Consider the following 18,476-nt stretch of genomic DNA (forward strand, 5'->3'; position numbering starts at 1 on the left):
CTTGACGTCTCAGCCGCGTTGGTAGCGGGCTGCCATCGTGTGGAACACCTTCTTCGGCTCCCAGTGCGTCTCATCGAGTATCCGGACGACGCCGTAGGAGCCGAGGTCTTGTTCCCCGGGTCTGCTGTAGCCGGCGAAGGTGAACCAGAGGGCGGTGTCCACGCCTTCCTTTTCGAAGATGTCCAGGAGCTCGGTGAGGTAGCGCGCCTGCTCGTCCTCGTCCGGTATCGCGCCGGGTGGTACTTGCCAGGCCATGCCGCCGCGTTCTCCGGCGCCCTGGTAGGCGCAGGTTCCGTATTCGGTGACCGCGACGGGTTTGCCGTGGGCGAGGTGCGCGCGTAGTTCGTCGCGGAAGGTGTCGGTGTTGTAGGCGGCCCGGTAGGCGTCGATGCCGACGAAGTCGAACGGATTCCAGTCGACGAACTCCCAAGGTCCTGAGGCGTAGGTGAGCTGTCCGCCGAAGTGCGTGCGGACGGTCGTGGCGGCCTGGGAGAGGAAGTCGTTGAGGCGTTCTTGTACTGGGCCGAGGGAGGACCACCACTCCATGTCGGCGCCGGCCATGGTCTGCAGGCGGCCGCCGTAGGTGTCGCCCGGGATGAAGCCGCCGCAGAATGCGCTGATCTCGCAGCCGGCGACGAATACCACGTCGGCGCCGGTTTCTCGTATGGCTTCGGCGCGCTCTGCGCAGTCGGCGAAGAACGGGAGCAGCGTGTCGTGGGGAAGGTCCACGGGGAAGGGGGCGAACCAGACTTCGAGACCGGCGTCGGCCGCGTGTCGGGCGGCGGTGCTCAGCCGTTCAGGCTCTCGCCCGGAGACACGTATGGCGTCGCAGTGGAGATCCCTGGAGATCACCTCCATGTCGTGCCGGACTGCCTGGGGGGTGAAGCCCTTGCGGGAGAGGTCGTCCCCGGGGAGGAACCCGGTGTCGTAGTTGATGCCCCGTGCGCGCACGTCCTTGCTCCTTCACTGGACTGTTGCCGTGTTCCAGCAAGTCAAGGACGTGCTCGGGCCCTTGGCCAGAGGGCGGGACGGCTTCTGAAGGTGGTGCCGCGTCCGGGAGACCTTCACACGGTGTTGTCTCAGCGGTTGACCTCGAGGTTCGCCAGGACGAGGAGGGCGCACAGGAGTTGGGTGGCGCGGGCGGGGTCGGTGCGGAGTTTGGCGAGCACGCGCCAGATTTCGGATGGGCGAATCCGTGCTCGACGGGGGCGCGTCCGACGGCGACGACGCGGTTGGCGACCTGCTGGGCGGGGGTGAGTTTGCCCGCGCGGCACCGACCGGAGCCAGCCGACGCCGACGCCAGTGTCCACGGCGCCCGTTCGTGGGGGCTGTTGTGGCCGTCGGCAATCGTGCGATCCTTCCTGAGCGGTGTTGTGCCATGGGACGACAAGCAAGCGAGGCTTTCGAGGGCGGTGATCGCATGGCACGTCAGAGAGCACCGTTGCCGCGGTCGCGGCGCTGGACTGCGCGAGGCCACGGACCACTGGCGGCTGCCGTCGTCGGCACGGTTGCCATGGCCGGCTGCACGGGCGACGGCGCCAAGCACGGGGCGTCGGACGGCAGACCAGCAAGAACGCCGTCGCCGACAATCGACGGCCCCCGGGACCGGGACGGCCTCGACCGAGGAGTGTCAGCCCGAGATGCGCGCGGGACGGCTTCCACAGTGGGCGAGGGCCGGGTTCACGGACGGCACAGCCGAACACTTTGTTCTCGGTGACCGCGGCCAGCTCATCGGTGTGGTCTTCGGATATCCGCTGACCGAGCGGTCCACGCCCGAGCCAGGACGGCAGAACAAGATCAGATGGATTCCGCGTGACGCGGAAGCGGCTGACGAGGCGGGCTCACTACGGATCACGGCGGTACGAGCGGGGAGCGGCCACACGGTGCGGCGCGAGGTGTCCCCGTGGCCGGGACCGTCCGTCATCGACCTGCCGGCGGCGGGCTGCTGGTCGTTGACCCTCCGATGGGGTACCCACACCGACACCACCGACCTGCACTACCGCACACGGTGAGGAATCCGCCCGCTCGCAGACAAGTCGTCAACCGGCCGTCGGGCAATGTCCGCAGCCGGCCACGGTCGACCAGCCGGACCAACTTCCCGCGCACCGGCTCTCACTCGGCCCGTACGCTGACGTCCACCCCCACCACCTCGCCGACCTGCCGGGCCATGACCGGCCCGGCCGTGCCCGCCGCACGGCGGCAAGGATGCGCGGCGGTTCGACCCATGCCAGGGAGCGTAGGGCGATCTGACGCCAAGTCATCGCCAGAGGTTCCACGCCGACTTCACGGTGGCATGTGCTGTGAAGCGCGGGTCACTCGCGACGCTCACACCGATCGCGTCGGGAGCGCCGATGAGATGAAACCGGGCTGGGGGGCCGAACGCGAACAGTTTCCGCAGAACCGAGGCGGGGCTCGGTGGTGGGGCCGAGTGTTCTCTGTGCCTCCGGTTCCCGTCGGCGTCGTGACCACCGTACAAGCCAGGGGATGAGGTCCGGCCTCGCCGGCCGGGTCTCCGCTTCCGCCTCGGACCACATGGGGGCGTGCGGTCGGCCGTCGCCCGCGTGCAAGACCACACCGCTCTGCAAACAGTGCGGCACCTGCGGATGGCGGCCTGGTCCTCGCGCGAGCGAGGGCCGTTCCTTCGCCGGTGATCGTGGTCGGTCACATCGATCACGGCCGGTACGCTGGGACCGCTGCGGCACCCCCCACCATCCGCCGTGCTTGAGCGGTGAGTCGTGGCCTGCGGTGATCCAGTCGTCGGAACTTGAGGAAGACACGCGGGTGTTGATAGCGGACCGATACCGACTGGACGCTCCGATCGGGCGGGGCGCGATGGGGGAGGTCTGGCGGGCGTACGACGAGACACTCGGCCGGGCGGTGGCGGTGAAACTGCTGCTGGCCCAGGAGTCCGACCCCACCGCCGCCTCCCGCTTCCGTCTGGAGGCACAGACCGCAGGGCGGCTCAACCACCCGAACGTGGTCGGCGTGCTGGACTTCGGGGAGTACGGGGACCGGCTGTTTTTGGTGATGGAGCTGGTCGAGGGAGACAGCCTCGCCCGTCTCGCGGCCGCCGGGCGGCTGCCCGCCGAGCAGGTCGCCCGCATCGCGGCTCAGGCGGCGGCCGGGCTCGCCGCCGCGCACCGGCAGGGCATCGTGCACCGGGACATCAAGCCGGCGAACCTCCTGCTGGGCGCCGAAGGCACCGTCAAGGTCGGCGACTTCGGCATCGCCCGGTTCCTCGACGACCCCGGTGCCGCTCTTACCGCCACCGGGCAGATCGTGGGCACGAGCCTCTACCTCGCCCCCGAACGGGCCTTGGGCAAGCCTGCCGGCCCGGCCTCCGACGTGTACGCGCTGGGCTGCGTGCTCTACCAACTCCTCACCGGCCGCGCGCCGTTCCAGGCCGACACCGCCGTCGCCATCCTCCACCAGCACCTCGACGCCCCGCCCACACCGCCCCGCGAGCTCGGCGTCAGCCTGCCGCCCGCGTTCGAGAACTACCTGCTCGGCCTGCTCGCCAAGCGGCCCGAGGACAGGCCCACCGCCCAGCAGGCCGCCGACTGGTTCGCCACCGGCGCCTGGCAGGGCCGCCCCGAGCCTCTGCCCGCCGCCGCGCCGACTGCCCTGCGGCAGACAGCGCCCCCGGCACGTCCGGCTCCAAGCCCCGAGCCTGATCTGGACCGTCCGATCGGTGAGAGCGCACCCGCGACCACACATCTGCTGCCGTCCGCCACCGGGCGCGCCGGCGGCCGCTCGCGCCGTGGCGTTCGGCAGCGGCCGGCCGTACGGGAACTCGCCTCCCGCCGCCCCATGCTGGCAAGCGCCGTTGCCGGAACAGTGCTCTTCCTGGCCGCCCTGTTCGTCGGCATGGCGTGGTTCGCGCCCGACCGCAGCGCGTCGGAAACCTCCCGGACCAGCCCGGACCGCACGACAAGCCCTGATCCGGCATCAACCCCGTCCGCTCCGGCGACGGAGCCGAGCACCTCTCCATCCCCCTCCGCCCCGGTCCCGACCCCCTCCGACTCCGTCCTCTTGGACGACGAGGACCAAGCGGGAGACCAGGAGAGCGTCAAGGACGCCCCCGAGGAGGAGAAGAGCAGGCAGGAGCACAAGCGGGAACGCCGCGACGAGGACGAGGACGACTGACCGCAGTCGGGTCTCCCGGTGCTGAGGGCCGCGCACCACGGGCCGCCGGACGGCCATGAGATCAGCCCACCGACCAGCCCACCAGGCCCGCCACCACCCCCAGGGCCCCCGCCCCGAGGAGTGCGCTGACGACGCCTCGGCGCGCGGCGAGCAGCCAGCCTGCCGCGAGGCCCAGCACCGCGTACTGCCACCCGTGTTGCAGGGCCAGCGTCAGCGGGATCGCGGAACCGGCGATCGCGCCGATCACGGCGGGTCCTGCGCCGTTGAAGAATGCCTGCACGCGCGGGTCGGACCGGAGGCGGTCGAACCGCGGTCCGCCCAGGATCACCATCACAAACGAGGGGGCGAAGGCGGCGAAGGCGGCCAGCAGTCCGCCTCCGATGCCGGCCGCCGCGTAGCCGACCACGGCGACGGTCTGCACGACCGGCCCGGGTGTGATCTGACCGAGTGCGACGGCGTTGAGGAACTGGCCGTCGGTCATCCAGTGGTAGGTGTCGACCGCGTCGGCCCGCATCAGCGGGATGATCACGAAGCCGCCGCCGTACGACAGCGCCCCCACCTTGAACGCCACCCAGGCCAGCGCGCCCAGCCCGCCGGCAGCCGGGGCGGCCACCGTCAGTGGCACCGGCCAGCCCGCTGTCCGGCCGGTGCGCGGCCAGGCCGAGCCGACCGTGACCGCCACCTCCACCAGGCCGGCGGCGATCAGCACCAGCACCAGCCACGGCCCTGTCAGCACCGCGGCGAGAGCGCCTGCCGCGGCGTAGCCGATCCACCGCGCCCGTGCCGCACGCCGGGTGCCAGCCCGCTTCCAACTCGCCGGCACCAGCCCGAGGGCGGCCTGCACCGCCACCGCAGCCACCGCCGCGCCCGCGCCAGCCGCGGCCCCGCGCACCCACAGCGGCGGGTCCCCAGCCAGGAACAGTGCGGCCAGCGCCAGGATCAGCACCAGTCCGGGCACGATGAAGCACACCCCGCCGATCACCGCGCCCGTCCAGCCGCGCAGCCGCCACGCGGTGAGGATCGCCAGCTGGGTGGAGGCCGGGCCGGGCAGCAGGTTGGTCGCCGCGATGCCGTGCTCGAACTCGCTCGCGGAGATCCAACTCCGGCGCTCCACACACAACTGCCGCAGCAGCGCGATGTGAGTGGGCGGCCCGCCGAAACCGATGCAGCCGATCCGGCCCCACTCCCGTGCGATGGTCCCCAGCCCCACCTGCGAGGGAGCGGTCTCCTGCCCGCCGTCTATCGCATCGGTTCTTGCCTCGTCCGCCATCCCCGGCTCCCTGCCCGTCCACGCCGCCCCTTACGGTCTGCGATATCGGACGACGATATACGAGCCCGGGGTGCTGCTGGGTCGGCCGTCCGGGCCGGTGCACGGCGGGCGCTCGACCCCGTCGGCCAGGGGACGCCTGCGTGTCGCGCGGGCTTCTGCGTGAGTCGGCACGCCGAGTTTTCAGACGGTTCTCAGAGCGTTCTCAGCACCCCGGACGACACTCTTCGGCACCGCATTCCGGCTGACCCGACGGGACCGAACCATGGACAGACAGGCCGTGGAGACGCTGAGCATGCTGCTGCGCCCCGACGGGACTCCCGTACGCGTCCTGGTCGTGGACGACGAGCCGGATGCGGCGTACGTGGTCAGCACGGTGCTGCGTTATCAGGGCTGGCGGGTCCGCAGCGCCGCTGACGGCGTCGACGCCGTGACCAAGGCCACGGAGTTCCGGCCGGACGCGGTGGCACTGGACGTGCTGCTGCCCGGCATCGACGGCCCGGAGGTGGCACGTCGCATCCGCGCTGTGCTGCCCGAGGTACGGGTGCTCTTCCTCACCGCCTGCGACGCCGTGGACGCCGGGATCCCCGCCGGTGACGCCTGCCTCACCAAACCGGTCGGCCTGGAGGAGATCGTCGCCCGGGTGCGGGGCATGCTGCGCCGCGTCGGCGCGGTCACGCCCCGTATCGGCTCCGCTTCGGCAGCTGATGCCGGTCGTCCGGTGGTAGGCGACCTGGTGCCGGCCGAGGAGGCTGGCGAGGGCGGCCGGAGGGCGAGCCGCCGATTCCCAGGTATCCGGGTGCCCTGAGCCACGGCGTCTCCGGTCCCGTCCCGCCATCGCTGGGAGGGAGCGCGCCGCCCCGGCCGGTGGGCGGTCCTCCGTCGCCCTCACCGGGTGCGCCCACCGGTGACCGTGTACTGGCCCATCATCCCGTGGTCCTCGTGGGCCATGAGGTGGCAGTGGAACATGTATGGCCGCTCCGGGTCCGCGTGCGTGCCGAAGCGTACGACGATGACGGCGGCCGTCCCGGCGGGCAGCAGGAGCGAGTCCTTGCGGCCCGTCAGGTGGGGCGGCGGCCGGGAGCCGGCGAGGCTGAGCACGGTGAAGCTGACGCCGTGGACGTGGAAGACGTGCGGGTTGTCGGAGCCGTTGCGCAGCTCCCAGATCTCCGTCGCGCCGGGCGCGACGGAGAAGTCGATCCGGTGAGGGGCGTATGCGTGCCCGTTGATGCGGGAAGCGTGGTTGAAGGTGAAGACGCGGCGGTCGGCACCCGCGGGCGGGATGACCGGCGCAGGAGCGGGCAGTTGTTCGGGCAACGCGGTGGGGCCCGTCAGGCGGGACGCGGCCTGGAGGCGCAGGATGTCGAAGGAGTCGTCGGCGCCGGCGAAGCGGTCCGGAAGCGCTCCGCCGCCGAGCCCGGTCGGATGGCTGCGCAGCACCACGTGGTCGTCCGGCGAGACGGCGACCACGATCTCCGCCCGCTCGCTCGGGGCGAGGCGCAGGCGCCGCAGTTCGTACGGGGCCGGGAGCAGCCCGGCGTCGGAGGCGACGGCCGCGAAGGGGCGGTTGTCGGTGAAGCCGAAGTCGTAGGTGCGGGCGGCGGAGGCGTTCAGCAGCCGCAGCCGGACCAGGCGGGTGGTGACCGGCAGGTACGGGTCGTGAGTGCCGTTGACGAGGATCTCGTCGCCGAGCGGGCCGATGGGACTGAACCGCGTACGGCCGGTGTCGAGTTGGCCGTCGCCAGTGAAGTTCTTGTCCTGGACGATCAGAGGGATGTCGTCGACGCCGTAGCGGTGGGGCAGGCCGGAAGTGGCCGACACCCGGTCGTCGATGAGGAACAGGCCGGCCAGGCCGCGGTAGACCTGCTCGAGGGTGCGGCCTGCGGGGTGGGCGTGGTACCAGAGAGTGGCGGCGGGCTGGGTGACGGTCCACTCCGGCGACCAGGTGGCGCCGGGGGCGATGGGCTGGTGCGGGCCACCGTCCATGGCGGCGGGCAGGTGCATGCCGTGCCAGTGCAGGGTGGTGGGCTCGTCGAGGTGGTTGGTGACGTGGACGCGCACCCGGTCGCCGGTGCGGGCGCGCAGGGTGGGGCCGAGGTAGGAGCCGTTGACGCCCCAGGTGTCGGTGGGATTGCCGCTGAGGAACTCCGTCGCGCCGGTGGCGGCGGTCAGGTCGAACACGCGCCGCCCGGAGCGGTCAGTCTCCGGTTCGAGGAGGGGCGGGACGCGCAGCCGGTTCCGGAAACCGAGGTCACCGACGTTGGAGCGCAACGCGCCCTCATAGAGCCAGGCGGCCAGACCGCCCGCGGCGAGGGCGAGGACGACGAGCAGAGCAGCCAGCGTCATCCCGATGCGTCGCCCACGGTGACGGCGGGCCGGGTACCGCGCTGCGGCCGGGCCAGAGACGAAACCGCCCATACCCCCACCATTGCACCGGCCCTGTTCCGGGCCAGAGGCCCAAAGGTCCCTGAGCGGGGTCGGACTTCCCTACCGTCAGGTGGTCGAGTCAGCGGGGCGGGGCAGCGGCAGCAGTCGGTGGTCGGCGGTGGACCAGGCCGAGGGCCGCCTGTAGGGGGTGAGCGCAGGACCCTGGCGTAAGATCGGTGGCCGATATCGGATTCGTCACTGCCGGGCGCGGCGACATGGAGGTGACCGGGTGCGGGAGTTCCAGCGGGGCGCGGTGCGGCTGCACATCCTGCACCACGCGGCCGAGGGCGAGATCCACGGCGCCTGGATGACCGAGGAACTGGCCCGCCACGGCTACCACATCAGCCCCGGCACCCTGTATCCCACGCTGCACCGGCTGGAGGCGGACAGGCTGCTCACCTCCGAGCAGCGGGTGGTCGACGGACGTGCCCGCAGGGTCTACCGGGCCACCGAAGCCGGGAAGGAAGCTCTGGCGGAGGACCGTGAGGCGCTGCGGGAGCTGGCCCGCGAGGTGCTCGGCGACGACGCGCCGTAGTGCCGCGTCCCGTCAGCGGCGGACGGCCTCGGGCTGGGCGGGCAGAGCGCCGGCGCGGACGACGTGCGCGTCGAGCGAGTAGCCGCCCGCGCCGACGGTCAACAGGAAGAGGCTGCCGCACAGCTGGGCGAGGTCGGTTCGGGACTCGTGGGCGAAGGCCCACCAGCCGGAGTCGCCGTCGAACAGCGGAGCGTCGCCCCACAGGATCGGCAGCTTGGTGATCAGCAGCGCGCCCACCATGTCGACGATCATCGGGACTGCAGCGAGGCGGGTGAGCAGCCCGACGAGCAGCAGCACCCCGCAGACGATCTCGAAGACGCCGTCCAGCGGGGCGAAGAAGCCGGGTGCGGGGATGCCGGCCTCGTCGAACCGGCCGGTTCCCAGGTCGTCCGGGTGGAGGAACTTCTGGATGCCCTCGGAGAGGAAGACCGCCCCGACGTACAGGCGGATGAGGACGACCGCACCGGGCGCCCGGGTCCGGATCAGTCGGGCCTGCCAGGTGCTCAACGAGGGCATGGGGCGGAGACCTCCACGACGGCGATATCGGGTTTGGATATCGTGACCCGTCTTCCTCGCCCGCGGGAGCGCGACATCGCGCCGTTCCTGCACACGGGTGACCCACTCGGGTACGCCTGTGTGTGCGGGGGTGGGCGGGGCCGTCCAGTGTGAGGACGACCGGCGGAACGCGAGCGCCGTACGGCGGGGAGGTGAGTGGGGAGATGATCGCGGCGGTGGAGCACGCCGACCTGACTCCCGAGCGGCTGAATCTGGTCGAGGCCGAGCTGCGGACGGTGCTGGGACGCCTGACCGGCCGGGCGCAGGGATGGGTGCGCGCGGCGGCAGGCGTGCCGGTGGCGTTCGGGAGGGCGGTGCGGGCGGCGGGGCGGGAGCTGGCCGTGGTCACTCCTACGCAGGGGATGGTGCCCGCGTTGCTGCCGGAGCGGGATCGGGCGGCGGTCGGCGAGTTGGTGTCCCTCGGCCAGCAGGTGCGCCTGCTGGCGTACGACCCGGCAGACCGGGAGGGGTGCGTCGGCGCGGACGAGCGGATGATCGCGGAATGCCGGCAGCTGTTCGCCCTGTGGGTCGGCTCGCCGTCCAACGGCCGTGACGCCACCGCGCACCTGGTGGCCTACGCCCGCGCCCGCGGGGTCCCGGTCGAGGTGGTGTGGCCGGAGGGAGCGGCCCGCGAGGCGATACCCGGCGGACCGGTGCGGGACGCCGGTCGCCGCCACCGCGACAGCAGTCGCCCATCGACCACCGTGGCCCCACAGCCCACCCCGATCACCAGAGAGGCGAACCAACCGCGATGACCAGCACCACCTCCGTGCACCACCTCACAGAGGACGACGGACGACGACGGCAGATCACACCGGAGGGCGCGACCGGTGCCGGTCGTGCCTTCGCCTGGATGCTGATCGTGTCCGGCGCGCTCGGCATCCTCGCCTCCTTCGTGATCACCACCGACAGCGGGTGGCGGCTTGGTCGTACAAGGCGGCGACCCACGGGCGGGCGTGATGCCTCTCGCGGGCGGCATGGGAGTAGGGACCGGCGTCGGCCGCCGAAGCGGCTACTCGCCGGATGGCCCATGTGACTGACGAAGGCGCCCCGGTTCCATGAGGTTCACCTGCCGGTAGGAGAGCTCCGGGAGTCGTCGGTCCGGTACGCGATGTGTTCGGAGACCGAGACCACGCCGTCCACACTGCGGCACAGTCGTTCAATGATGGGGATCAGGTTCTTCACCTCGACGGATCCCCCGAGGGTGACCTTCCCGTCGCGTACCTCGACGGTCACCTCTGAGGGAAGAAGGCCCAGCGTCTGCTGCAGCACGTCCCGGGTGATCTCATCGCGGACGGCGTCGTCCCGGCGCAGGAAGATCCGCAGCAGGTCACCCCGGCTGACGATGCCCTGGAGCCGGTCCGCCTCGTCCACCACCGGCAGCCGCTTGATGTTCTGCGCCGCCATGAGGCGGGCCGCCTCGACCACGGTCCACTCCGGACGCGCGCACACGGCGGGAGCGGACATCAGCTCCTCGGCCCTGACGCCGGCGGCCTTGGCCCGCTCCCATGCCTCCAGGTGAGGAACCGGTGTCAGGCCGGACGGGTCGGCCTGAGCGGAGCACTTGCGCAGCAGGTCGGCCTCAGACACCACGCCCAGGGGGTGGTCCAGTTCGTCCACTACGGGCACGGCGGTTACGTCATTCTCCGCCAGCAGCTCGACGATCTCCTTGAACGGCGTGTCGCGCCGGGCCCGGACGACATCGCGAGTCATCAGGTCGGCGACGGGGCGGTGCTGCATGTCGCTCCTCCCTTCCGAGGGTGGCAACCGGCGGTGGCCACGTGTCAAGCGTGTCGGGAGCCAGTCGTCCGCAGGAGAGCCACTTGGGCCCCCGTTCGGGGCTGCTGGGCCCGGAGACCGGACTGTTCAGCCCTGCGGATCAGGGTTCTCGAGCCGATGAGGTTGCACGCCGACCATGGCTCGTCGGGTACAGCAACAGTCTGAGGAAGAGGTGGCGATCATGCGAGCCCGACTGGGCCGTCACCTCGTTGTCGAAAGCCCGGCCGGCGGCGTCACCAGGCGCGACGGCGAGAGGGTCGGACTGCACCACGAGGACGGATCGCATCCCTAGGGCGTGCGCTGGTGGGACACGCAAGAGGGTGACGCTCGTGCAACGGGTGCGCCTTCTGCGACTACCACGCCTCCACGCCCGCAAGACGCCCGGCACGGAGAAGCCCGATTCCCGCAGTTGCCCGGCCGCAGGCTGGTCCTTTCGTGGAAGCACGCAGGCATGCCGACCTCGGCCTCCGCCCCACCCGAGCCGTCCTCGACGAGAGCGGCCTCACCAGCGACATCGCTCCCGACGGAGCCGAGCGGTTCCCATAGCATGAGGGTTGTGACCACCCGTGCACAGCTCCACTCCGCGCGATCGCCCCGTGGGCGATGGCGGGTGCTGCTGGTGCTCGGTCTGCTGGCCGGCCTTCTCGGCATGCACGCCCTCAGCCCGGGCGGGGCCATGGCAGTCGGCGCCCACCACTCCTCCCACGCCCCTGCGCATGCCGGGATGGCGATGGGGAGCGACGAGTACGTCTGCCACGGTGACAGCGGTGACGGCCATGCCGAGCACGCCGATGCGACGTGCGCGTCCGGTGCCGTCGGCACGGGACCGGTCCTTCCTGCGCCGTTGCCCGACCCTGTCGGCACGCTTGCGCCCGCCGACAGCGGCCACGGGTTCCTTGCCACCACGCCCGACGGGGGCCGAGCGCCGCCCACGTTGGCCGAACTGCAACTCCTGCGGATCTAGGACAAGGCCAAGCCGTATCCGTCCTCGCCACCTGTGCCGTGGCGGGCGGCCGTACGGCATTCAGCCATGTCCCGCGCCTCTCGGCGCAGCATCCTTCGCAGACCGCAGGAGTACCACCATGACCAGCACCCGTTCCCTCATCCGTCGTGCCGCTCTCGGGGCCACGGCCGCGGCCGCCGCCCTCGTCCTCGCCGCTTGCGGCGGCGACGGCTCCGACACCGGCTCCGGTGCGCAGACGTCGGCCTCAGCGAGCACCGAGGACACCGCCGGCGCCCACAACGACCAGGACGTCTCCTTCGCGCAGGACATGATCCCCCACCACCAGCAGGCCATCCAGATGTCGAAGATGGCCGCCAGTCAGGCGTCCTCCGCCGAGGTCAAGGACCTGGCCGCGCGCATCGAGAAGGCCCAGGGCCCGGAGATCGAGACGATGTCCGGGTGGCTGAAGGCGTGGGGCGAGGACGTGCCCTCGTCCATGCCGGGCATGGACCACGGCGGTCACTCCGGCAGCTCCGACATGCCCGGGATGATGGACACCGAGGACATGGACGAGCTGATGGCGGCGTCCGGCACGGACTTCGACACGATGTTCCTGACCATGATGGTCGAGCACCACGAAGGCGCCGTGGAGATGGCCACCACCGAGAAGGACAAGGGCCAGTACGGGCCGGCCAAGAAGATGGCCGACGACATCATCACCGCGCAGAACGCCGAGATCGAGGAGATGAACAAGCTCCTCGGCAAGAGCTGACGACCCCCGCATCGGGGCCGGGTCTGCTTCCGCCCAGCCCGGCCCCCGTGCGGGCACGTCCTGGGCCAGTCCCTGAGCCCCACTCACCGAGAGATCCTCAGCATGAAGATTCGTTCCCGCGGTTCCCGCGTTGCTACCGCCGTCACCGCAGCCGTTCTCGTGGTCGTCCTGGCCGCGTGCTCCTCCGACACCGACACCTCGTCCGACACGGCGTCGGGCGAAGGCTCCGACGGCCTCACCGTCAGCCATGTCCACGGTCTGGGCATCGACCCGGCCGACGGGCGCCTGTACGTCGCCACCCACGAAGGCGTGATCGCCGTGGCCGACGACGGCACGGCCCAGCGGGTCGGTGACAAGGCCGACTACATGGGCTTCACCGTTGTCGGCCCGAAGTCCTTCCTCGGCAGCGGCCACCCGGCCGAGGGCAGCGGTGGCCACGGCAACCGCGGCCTGATCCAGTCCATCGACTCCGGCAGGACCTGGAAGACCCTGTCCCTGGGCGGCACCACCGACTTTCACTCCCTGGAGTACGCGCACCACACCGTCTACGGCTACGACAGCACCCGTGGCCTGCTGCGTGTCAGCGCCGACCGGACATCCTGGGACGACCGCGCCGAGCTCGCCGCCCTGGACATCGCCGTCAGCCCGAAGGACCGGGACGTTGTGCTGGCCACCACGGAGGACGGCGTCGCCGCGAGCTCCGACGGCGGCCGGAAGTTCCGCGCGGGGGCCGGGCAGGTTCTCGCCTTCCTGTCCTGGCCCGCGGCCGACGCCCTGTACGGCGTCGACCTCGCCGGTGGCCTGCACCGCAGCACTGATGGCGGCACCAGCTGGAAGGAGACCGGGACCGTTCCGGGCGGGCAGCCCCAGGCCCTGACCGCCGTCGACGCCAAGCGCGTCCTCGTGGCCACACAGGACGGCGTGTACGAATCCCGCGACGGCGGCGGGACCTTCACCCGGCGGCTGCCCGCGTCCTCCGCCGGGGGGGCACTGAGCGCACGGTCGGTCAGTGGCTGTGGCCCGAGTCGCCGTGGGCGTCGGCCGCCGGGGATGAGGCGGTCGTCGGCTTCGCACTCGGGGCGGTCCCGTGGGCCGGGCTCTCCGAGGAGCCGGGTTCGTGCTGGTGGCCGTCTGTTCCGGTCGTCTCTGGCTCGGCTTCGGTGGCGGGCTCTTCCCCGTGGCTGTGGCCGTGGCCGTCGCCGCCCGGTTGAGCGGCCATCTCCTGGGCGATGCCCTTCAACCCGACGAAGGCGACGGCCGCCGTGACCGCCACCAGGATCCCGGCCGGGCCGAGGATGCTGCGCCACCGGTCGGGGCGGTGGCGCAGCACGTACGAGACGAAGGAGAGCGCGAGGCCGAAGGGGATGAGCATGGCCGCGCGTTCGGGGAAGTCCTCGAAGTGCTGCAGACCGCCGCTGAGCATGCCGATGCCGAAGGACAGCGCGAGGGAGGCCGCGACCACGCCGCAGACCTTCGCTGCGCTGGGGCGGCTGCGGGTGAGGACGAACTCGTTGAGGATCGTGGCGCAGAGGAAGACGGCGGCGCCTATGACGGCGATGAGGCTGTAGCGGGCGGGATCGAGGGGGTGGTGCACGATGGCGCCGCTGATCAGCCCGGCTCCGACGAAGGTCGCGGCATAGCCCAGGTAGTCACCGAGCAGCGGGGTGCGTTTGGGGGCCCGGCGACGCCCGCGCCGCCCGCCAGTCCGGCTCTCGTACAGCGCCGGTTCCGCGCGGCGCGGCGCGGGCACGGTGCCGCCCCGATCGAACAGGTGCGGGCTGTCCTGATCTGCCGGGCGGGAAGGGTGCGGCGGGTGGACAGGGTGAGTCGGGCGGGAAGCGTACGGCGGTGCCGGCATGGAGCGGGCTTCGGCGACGTGGTGCTGGGACACGGGAACAGTGACACCTTTCGGCACGGGTCGGCCGTGTGACCTGATGCGCTGCACGGAAGTACGGTGCATCAGGGCGCTGGACGGCGGCCCGGAGAACACGGACGGAGAGAGCGGTCGAGCAGCCCCTCACCGGAGCGGCGGACCGGAACTGTGAGCCGCGCAGAGGCATGGTGGTGCCGTCGACGCGGGTCTCCTCTCTAGATCCGCAGGACTCCCAGCGCGTGGGGTGAGATGTGTGCGCGGCAGCTGAGAAGCCCGTCGGCGAGCTGCGCCCCGTGCGGCTCGGTCGTGGTCCCGGATGCGAGCTGCGCCGGGGGGACTGACCACGGCCCGGTGGGTGCGGAGGCCCAGCAGTCGGCCTCGGGCAGGGAGTCCAAGTCCGCGGTCGCAAGGGCGGTGGTGGGGTGCAGGGCTTCGCCGAATGTGTCCGTCTCGCGTCCGTGATGCCCGTTGGACGGTTCCTGGTCCGCCGCCGCCAGGTCGAAGTAGTGGGCGGTCGTTGGTCCGGTGACGCCGTCATGGGCGTCGGCATGGGCGAGCGTATGGACGACGCCGAGGCCGATGAGGAGCAGGCCGAGCAGCAGCAGGCGTGCCAGGAGACCCCTGGTCGCTCCGGCTGTCCTCGTCACGTCGCCGCTCCTCGTCCGCGCCCCTGGGCGGAGTGCTCGTCCTCGTGCTGGCGGCATCAGCGTACCCATGGCCCGTCGGGGTCGGCCCGCAGATCCAAACAAGTGCACCCCAGCCCTCGTGCCGAGTGGCCCCGCGCACACAGTCACCGGGAGGGACCCCGCTTGGTGTCAGGTCACGGTGAGGGTGCCTTTCATGTTCGGGTGGAGGGTGCAGAGATAGGAGTAGCTGCCCGGCGTAGACGGCGCGGTGAACGTGGTGGTCGCTCCGCCCGTGATGTTGCCGGTGTCGAAGACCTTGTCCTCGGTGGCGGTCACTGTGTGCGCGTCCGAGTCCTGGTTCACGACGGTGACCTTCGTTCCGGGGCGTACCTGCAGGTTCGCCGGGCTGAAGGTGAAGTTCTCGATCACAATCCTTGTCCCGCCCGGGCCGGCAGTGGTCGCGGTGGGTGAGGCGTTGGTGGTGGCGGGGCTGGTGCTGTCGCCGTTCGAGCAGCCGACCAGGGTGAGCAGGGCGCAGGCGCTTCCCATGGCGAGTGCGGTGCGGCCCCGGTGCGGAAAGGTGAGTGACATACGGGGGCGGCCTTTCGGACGAGGCTGCTGTGGGCAGGGCGCGGCCGGAAGCCGACCGGCGTGCTCAGGTTCGCCGGACCCGGGAGCGCCCGCCAGGGCGATTCCGCCAAACGCCTCGCTGGTTCGTCTGAAGGACGACACGAGCCGCCCGTTGGTGCGAGGTCTCAGTGGTGGGGTGCGGTGGCGGTGCGGCGGAACATGACGGCCGCTGCGGTGATGAGGGCGGCCAGCCAGGCGAGGGCGATCAGCAAGGGGCCGGTTTCGTCGAAGGCGGGGGTGAGAGCGGCGTCGATCAGGACGCGGCCGGCGCCGTAGCCGGGCAGGGCGTGGGCCCAGCCGGGCGGGGCGGAGCGGAGCATCGGGCTTTGTTCGATGCCGAGGTCGATGAAGGGCAGCAGGAAGGCGATGAGCACGCCGCCGACCCGGCCGAACAGCGGGCCGAGCAGGACGCCGATCAGGGCGTAGGTGAGCGCGATCAGGACGCTGGCGGCGATGTACAGGTCCCATTGGCGGGCGTCGAAGACGGTGGCGGTGACGGCGAGGGACGCGGCGGTCGCCAACAGCGCGCCGAGGGCGATGACGGCCAGGCGGGAGGCGAGCAGTGTCAGGGGGCGAAAGCCCGCGAGGGTCAGGCGCCGGTCGCCGGAGCGGGCGTCCAGGACGGTGAACAGCCCGGCCAGTGTCGTCAGGGACGCGGTGGCGATCGGGGCCATCGTGCCGCCGTGGATGTCGGGCAGCCACGCCTCCTGGGAGAGGGTGCGGCCACCTTCGCGCACGGTCAGGGTGGTGGACTCGCTGGGGGTGGTGGCCACCGCGAGGAGGACGAAGACGACGGGTACGGCGATGAGCAGCGCCCCAAGCACCCGGTTGCGGGTCGCTTCCCGCAGTCCCATGCGCACGCCGGCGGACAGTTGGCCGGCCGCTGATCCGGGCCGGGTGCGGTGGCGGGGCCGGGCGGTGCGGCCGGCGGCGGTGATCACCGTCCAGCTGATCGCCATGGCTGTTGCCGCCCAGGTAAGGGCCCAGCCGAGATCGCCGATGCGTCCGCTGTGCTGTGAGGGCAGGTCCACCATCCACAGGGTGACGAAATGCGTCGGCAGCACCCGGGTCACCGGCCTGTCGGCCGCGCCGAGCACGGGTCCGAAGAACACGTCCAGGATCCACACGAACAGCACCAGCACGGTGCCGTTGACCGGGCTGGTGACCAGGGTGCCGATCAGTGCCCCGATCGCGAGGTAGATCACCGCGTACATCAGCGTTCCGGCCAGCACCCGCCCCGGATCGTCACCGATACCGGTTCGCGCCGTCAGGGCCAGCAGGGACGCAGCTGTGGCGATCAGCGCCAGGGCCAGGCCGGTGGCCATGCGGGCCGCTACCAGCCGTGAGGGGGCGAGCCCGGCCAGGACCAGGCGGCGGTCGGCGGCGCGGGCGGCGCGCATCTGGAAGTACATGGCGATCGCGGCGATGAACCCCGCGGCCCATCCGGCCGTGGCGGTCTGCGCGGCCGGCCCGCCGGGGCCGCCGAGCAGTTCGGCCGCGTCCGCCAGGGGGCGGGCGGCCACTACGACGAACACCACCGGCACCAGGATGAGCACCAGCAGGTTCACCGGGGTGCGGGCGGCCTCGGCCAGGAAGCGCCGTTCGAACAGCGCCGTCGTCATCGGGGCACCGCCCGTCCGTCCCGCAGCTCGATGATGCGGTCGAAGCGTTCTTCGTCGGTCACGAAGTGACTGATGATCAGCACCGAGCGTCCTGCCTGGCGGCGTTCGCCGACCAGCTCCCAGAACCTCAGGTAGGTGTCGAAGTCGAAGCCGGCGTAGGGCTCGTCCAGCAGCAGCACCTCGGGGTCGGCCAGCAGCGCCAGTCCCAGGTTCAGCTTGGAGAGGGTGCCGCCGGAGAGACGGTCGGTGCGCGTGGCCGCATACCGCTCGAACCCCAGCGCCTCATAAAGCTCCCGGCGAGCGCGGCGCTCGGCCTGGTCGGTCAAGCCGTAGGCGTGGCCGAAGAGTTCGAAGTGTTCGTCGCAGGTGAGGCGTTCGTAGACAACTGGCTCCTGCGGGCAGTAGCCCAGCCGCCCGCGGCGGGTCACCGTGCCGGCGTCAGCGGACAGGGCCCCGACCAGGACCTTCATCAGCGTACTTTTACCCGACCCGTTCTCCCCGACCAGGCCGACCACCTCGCCAGGGGCGAGTGCCAGGTCGACACCTTGCAGCACCCGCACCCACCGCCGGGCGGGCCACACACCGCGCCGGTAGGTCTTCTCTATCCCGGCCGCCGCCAGCACCGCCCGGTCGCCAGGTGGCGTGTCGTCATGACGGGCGCCGACTGCTGCCATGTGCCACCTCCCCGGACCGGATGACATCCCAGACCCGTCACAGGCCGGGGGCGCCCCACAGCGGGAACCAGCGGCTCAGGTCCTGCTCGATACGCAGGTCGTCCTTGACCACTGCCTTGACCTGGAGTTCCAGCGGGTTGTCGCGTTTCTGGCGGGGCAGCGGAGAGAAGGGGTAGAAGGTGCCGCGCTTGTAGAGATAGACCAGTGCCAGGGGGCGCAGCTCGGCGTCGCGGAAGGAGACCAGGGAGCACAGGAGTTGTGGTCCGAAGCCGCTGTCCTGCAGGGCGGTGTTCACTGCGTGCAGATCGTTCACCAGGGCGGGCAGGCTGTCGGGATCGCGGCGCGAGAGCAGCCATGAGTACCCGTAGTCGTCGCGGCTGAACTCCACGGGCATACCCGCCCGTTCGGAGTCCGCGTCCAGCAAGGCCCCTACCTCCTGTTGGACTTGGGCGAATGCCCCGCCCTCGATGGAGGCGAAGCACACCGCGCCCGCACCGGTCGGGGTGAAGCCGATGGCCGCCTGGAGCGTGATCGCTGCCGAGGGGAGGCCGAAGAGCTGGTCCAGGTCGGGCTTGACCGGCTTGGACCGGCCAAGCAGGGAATCCAGGAAACCCACGGGGTCTCAGC

The 18,476-nt window shown here is 71.4% G+C and carries 20 protein-coding genes; 10 read left to right on the forward strand and 10 right to left on the reverse strand.

The window, feature by feature from the left end; translation table 11 throughout:
• Positions 1-9 precede the first annotated feature (9 nt).
• Complete coding sequence (locus ADL12_RS42750) at positions 10-951, reverse strand: hypothetical protein (RefSeq protein WP_062713626.1); 942 nt, start codon at positions 949-951, stop codon at positions 10-12.
• 689 nt (positions 952-1,640) lie between these two features.
• Between ADL12_RS42750 and ADL12_RS55290 the strand changes: the two genes are divergently transcribed.
• Positions 1,641-2,012 carry a hypothetical protein gene (locus tag ADL12_RS55290; RefSeq protein ID WP_062713628.1) on the forward strand — a complete coding sequence of 124 codons (372 nt, stop codon included), beginning with the start codon at positions 1,641-1,643 and terminating at the stop codon, positions 2,010-2,012.
• A 769-nt stretch (positions 2,013-2,781) separates the two neighbouring features.
• Positions 2,782-4,146, forward strand: coding sequence for a serine/threonine-protein kinase (locus ADL12_RS42765; RefSeq protein ID WP_062713630.1), 1,365 nt, complete (start codon positions 2,782-2,784; stop codon positions 4,144-4,146).
• 61 nt (positions 4,147-4,207) lie between these two features.
• Here the strand turns inward: ADL12_RS42765 and chrA are convergent, their stop codons facing one another.
• Positions 4,208-5,416, reverse strand: coding sequence for a chromate efflux transporter (gene chrA / locus ADL12_RS42770; RefSeq protein ID WP_062713632.1), 1,209 nt, complete (start codon positions 5,414-5,416; stop codon positions 4,208-4,210).
• Positions 5,417-5,678: 262 nt separating this feature from the next.
• Here chrA and ADL12_RS42775 point away from each other — a divergent pair, with 262 nt between their 5' ends.
• Entirely contained in the window at positions 5,679-6,221 is a 543-nt protein-coding gene (locus tag ADL12_RS42775) for a response regulator (protein ID WP_079052582.1), read from the forward strand.
• An 80-nt stretch (positions 6,222-6,301) separates the two neighbouring features.
• On the opposite strand, the gene ADL12_RS42780 is transcribed toward ADL12_RS42775, so the two are convergent.
• On the reverse strand, positions 6,302-7,759 hold the full coding sequence (locus ADL12_RS42780; RefSeq protein WP_062713636.1) for a multicopper oxidase family protein: 1,458 nt from the start codon (positions 7,757-7,759) through the stop codon (positions 6,302-6,304).
• A gap of 310 nt (positions 7,760-8,069) precedes the next feature.
• Here ADL12_RS42780 and ADL12_RS42785 point away from each other — a divergent pair, with 310 nt between their 5' ends.
• Entirely contained in the window at positions 8,070-8,375 is a 306-nt protein-coding gene (locus ADL12_RS42785) for an Rv3488 family transcriptional regulator (RefSeq protein ID WP_062713638.1), read from the forward strand.
• Positions 8,376-8,387: 12 nt separating this feature from the next.
• Here the strand turns inward: ADL12_RS42785 and ADL12_RS42790 are convergent, their stop codons facing one another.
• Positions 8,388-8,891, reverse strand: a complete 504-nt coding sequence (locus tag ADL12_RS42790) for a DoxX family protein (RefSeq protein ID WP_062713640.1) — start codon at positions 8,889-8,891, stop codon at positions 8,388-8,390.
• Between the two features lie 191 nt (positions 8,892-9,082).
• On the opposite strand from ADL12_RS42790, the gene ADL12_RS42795 reads away from it, so the two are divergent.
• Together ADL12_RS42795 and ADL12_RS53525 are read left to right on the forward strand one after the other, a co-directional pair.
• Complete coding sequence (locus ADL12_RS42795) at positions 9,083-9,685, forward strand: hypothetical protein (RefSeq protein ID WP_341846406.1); 603 nt, start codon at positions 9,083-9,085, stop codon at positions 9,683-9,685.
• Positions 9,682-9,966 (forward strand): hypothetical protein, encoded by a 285-nt coding sequence (locus ADL12_RS53525; protein WP_107120173.1) that lies wholly within the window; start codon positions 9,682-9,684, stop codon positions 9,964-9,966. The genes ADL12_RS42795 and ADL12_RS53525 overlap by 4 nt, the downstream gene beginning before the upstream one ends.
• Before the next feature lie 29 nt (positions 9,967-9,995).
• On the opposite strand, the gene ADL12_RS42800 is transcribed toward ADL12_RS53525, so the two are convergent.
• Positions 9,996-10,670, reverse strand: coding sequence for a CBS domain-containing protein (locus ADL12_RS42800; RefSeq protein WP_062713642.1), 675 nt, complete (start codon positions 10,668-10,670; stop codon positions 9,996-9,998).
• A 220-nt stretch (positions 10,671-10,890) separates the two neighbouring features.
• Here ADL12_RS42800 and ADL12_RS58865 point away from each other — a divergent pair, with 220 nt between their 5' ends.
• From ADL12_RS58865 to ADL12_RS51940, 4 genes are all read left to right on the forward strand, one after another.
• Positions 10,891-11,001 carry a DUF1918 domain-containing protein gene (locus tag ADL12_RS58865; RefSeq protein ID WP_079052593.1) on the forward strand — a complete coding sequence of 37 codons (111 nt, stop codon included), beginning with the start codon at positions 10,891-10,893 and terminating at the stop codon, positions 10,999-11,001.
• A gap of 264 nt (positions 11,002-11,265) precedes the next feature.
• Entirely contained in the window at positions 11,266-11,673 is a 408-nt protein-coding gene (locus ADL12_RS42805; protein ID WP_208614735.1) for a DUF6153 family protein, read from the forward strand.
• Positions 11,674-11,791: 118 nt separating this feature from the next.
• Complete coding sequence (locus ADL12_RS42810; RefSeq protein WP_062713644.1) at positions 11,792-12,424, forward strand: DUF305 domain-containing protein; 633 nt, start codon at positions 11,792-11,794, stop codon at positions 12,422-12,424.
• A 102-nt stretch (positions 12,425-12,526) separates the two neighbouring features.
• Complete coding sequence (locus ADL12_RS51940; RefSeq protein WP_341846407.1) at positions 12,527-13,690, forward strand: F510_1955 family glycosylhydrolase; 1,164 nt, start codon at positions 12,527-12,529, stop codon at positions 13,688-13,690.
• An 822-nt stretch (positions 13,691-14,512) separates the two neighbouring features.
• Here ADL12_RS51940 and ADL12_RS42820 read toward each other — a convergent pair.
• The 5 genes from ADL12_RS42820 to pspAB all read right to left on the reverse strand — a co-directional run bounded on the left by ADL12_RS42820 (position 14,513) and on the right by pspAB (position 18,465).
• On the reverse strand, positions 14,513-14,944 hold the full coding sequence (locus ADL12_RS42820) for a hypothetical protein (protein ID WP_062713648.1): 432 nt from the start codon (positions 14,942-14,944) through the stop codon (positions 14,513-14,515).
• A gap of 168 nt (positions 14,945-15,112) precedes the next feature.
• Complete coding sequence (locus ADL12_RS51950) at positions 15,113-15,514, reverse strand: cupredoxin domain-containing protein (protein ID WP_208614736.1); 402 nt, start codon at positions 15,512-15,514, stop codon at positions 15,113-15,115.
• A gap of 164 nt (positions 15,515-15,678) precedes the next feature.
• The gene (locus ADL12_RS42830) at positions 15,679-17,175 is read right to left on the reverse strand and encodes an ABC transporter permease (RefSeq protein WP_062713649.1); all 1,497 of its coding nucleotides are present in this window, start codon (positions 17,173-17,175) and stop codon (positions 15,679-15,681) included.
• On the reverse strand, positions 17,172-17,849 hold the full coding sequence (locus ADL12_RS42835) for an ATP-binding cassette domain-containing protein (RefSeq protein ID WP_062713651.1): 678 nt from the start codon (positions 17,847-17,849) through the stop codon (positions 17,172-17,174). The genes ADL12_RS42830 and ADL12_RS42835 overlap by 4 nt, the downstream gene beginning before the upstream one ends.
• 37 nt (positions 17,850-17,886) lie before the next feature.
• The gene (gene pspAB, locus ADL12_RS42840) at positions 17,887-18,465 is read right to left on the reverse strand and encodes a PspA-associated protein PspAB (RefSeq protein WP_062713653.1); all 579 of its coding nucleotides are present in this window, start codon (positions 18,463-18,465) and stop codon (positions 17,887-17,889) included.
• Positions 18,466-18,476 lie beyond the last annotated feature (11 nt).

The organism is Streptomyces regalis (assembly GCF_001509475.1).
Lineage (GTDB): Bacteria > Actinomycetota > Actinomycetes > Streptomycetales > Streptomycetaceae > Streptomyces > Streptomyces regalis.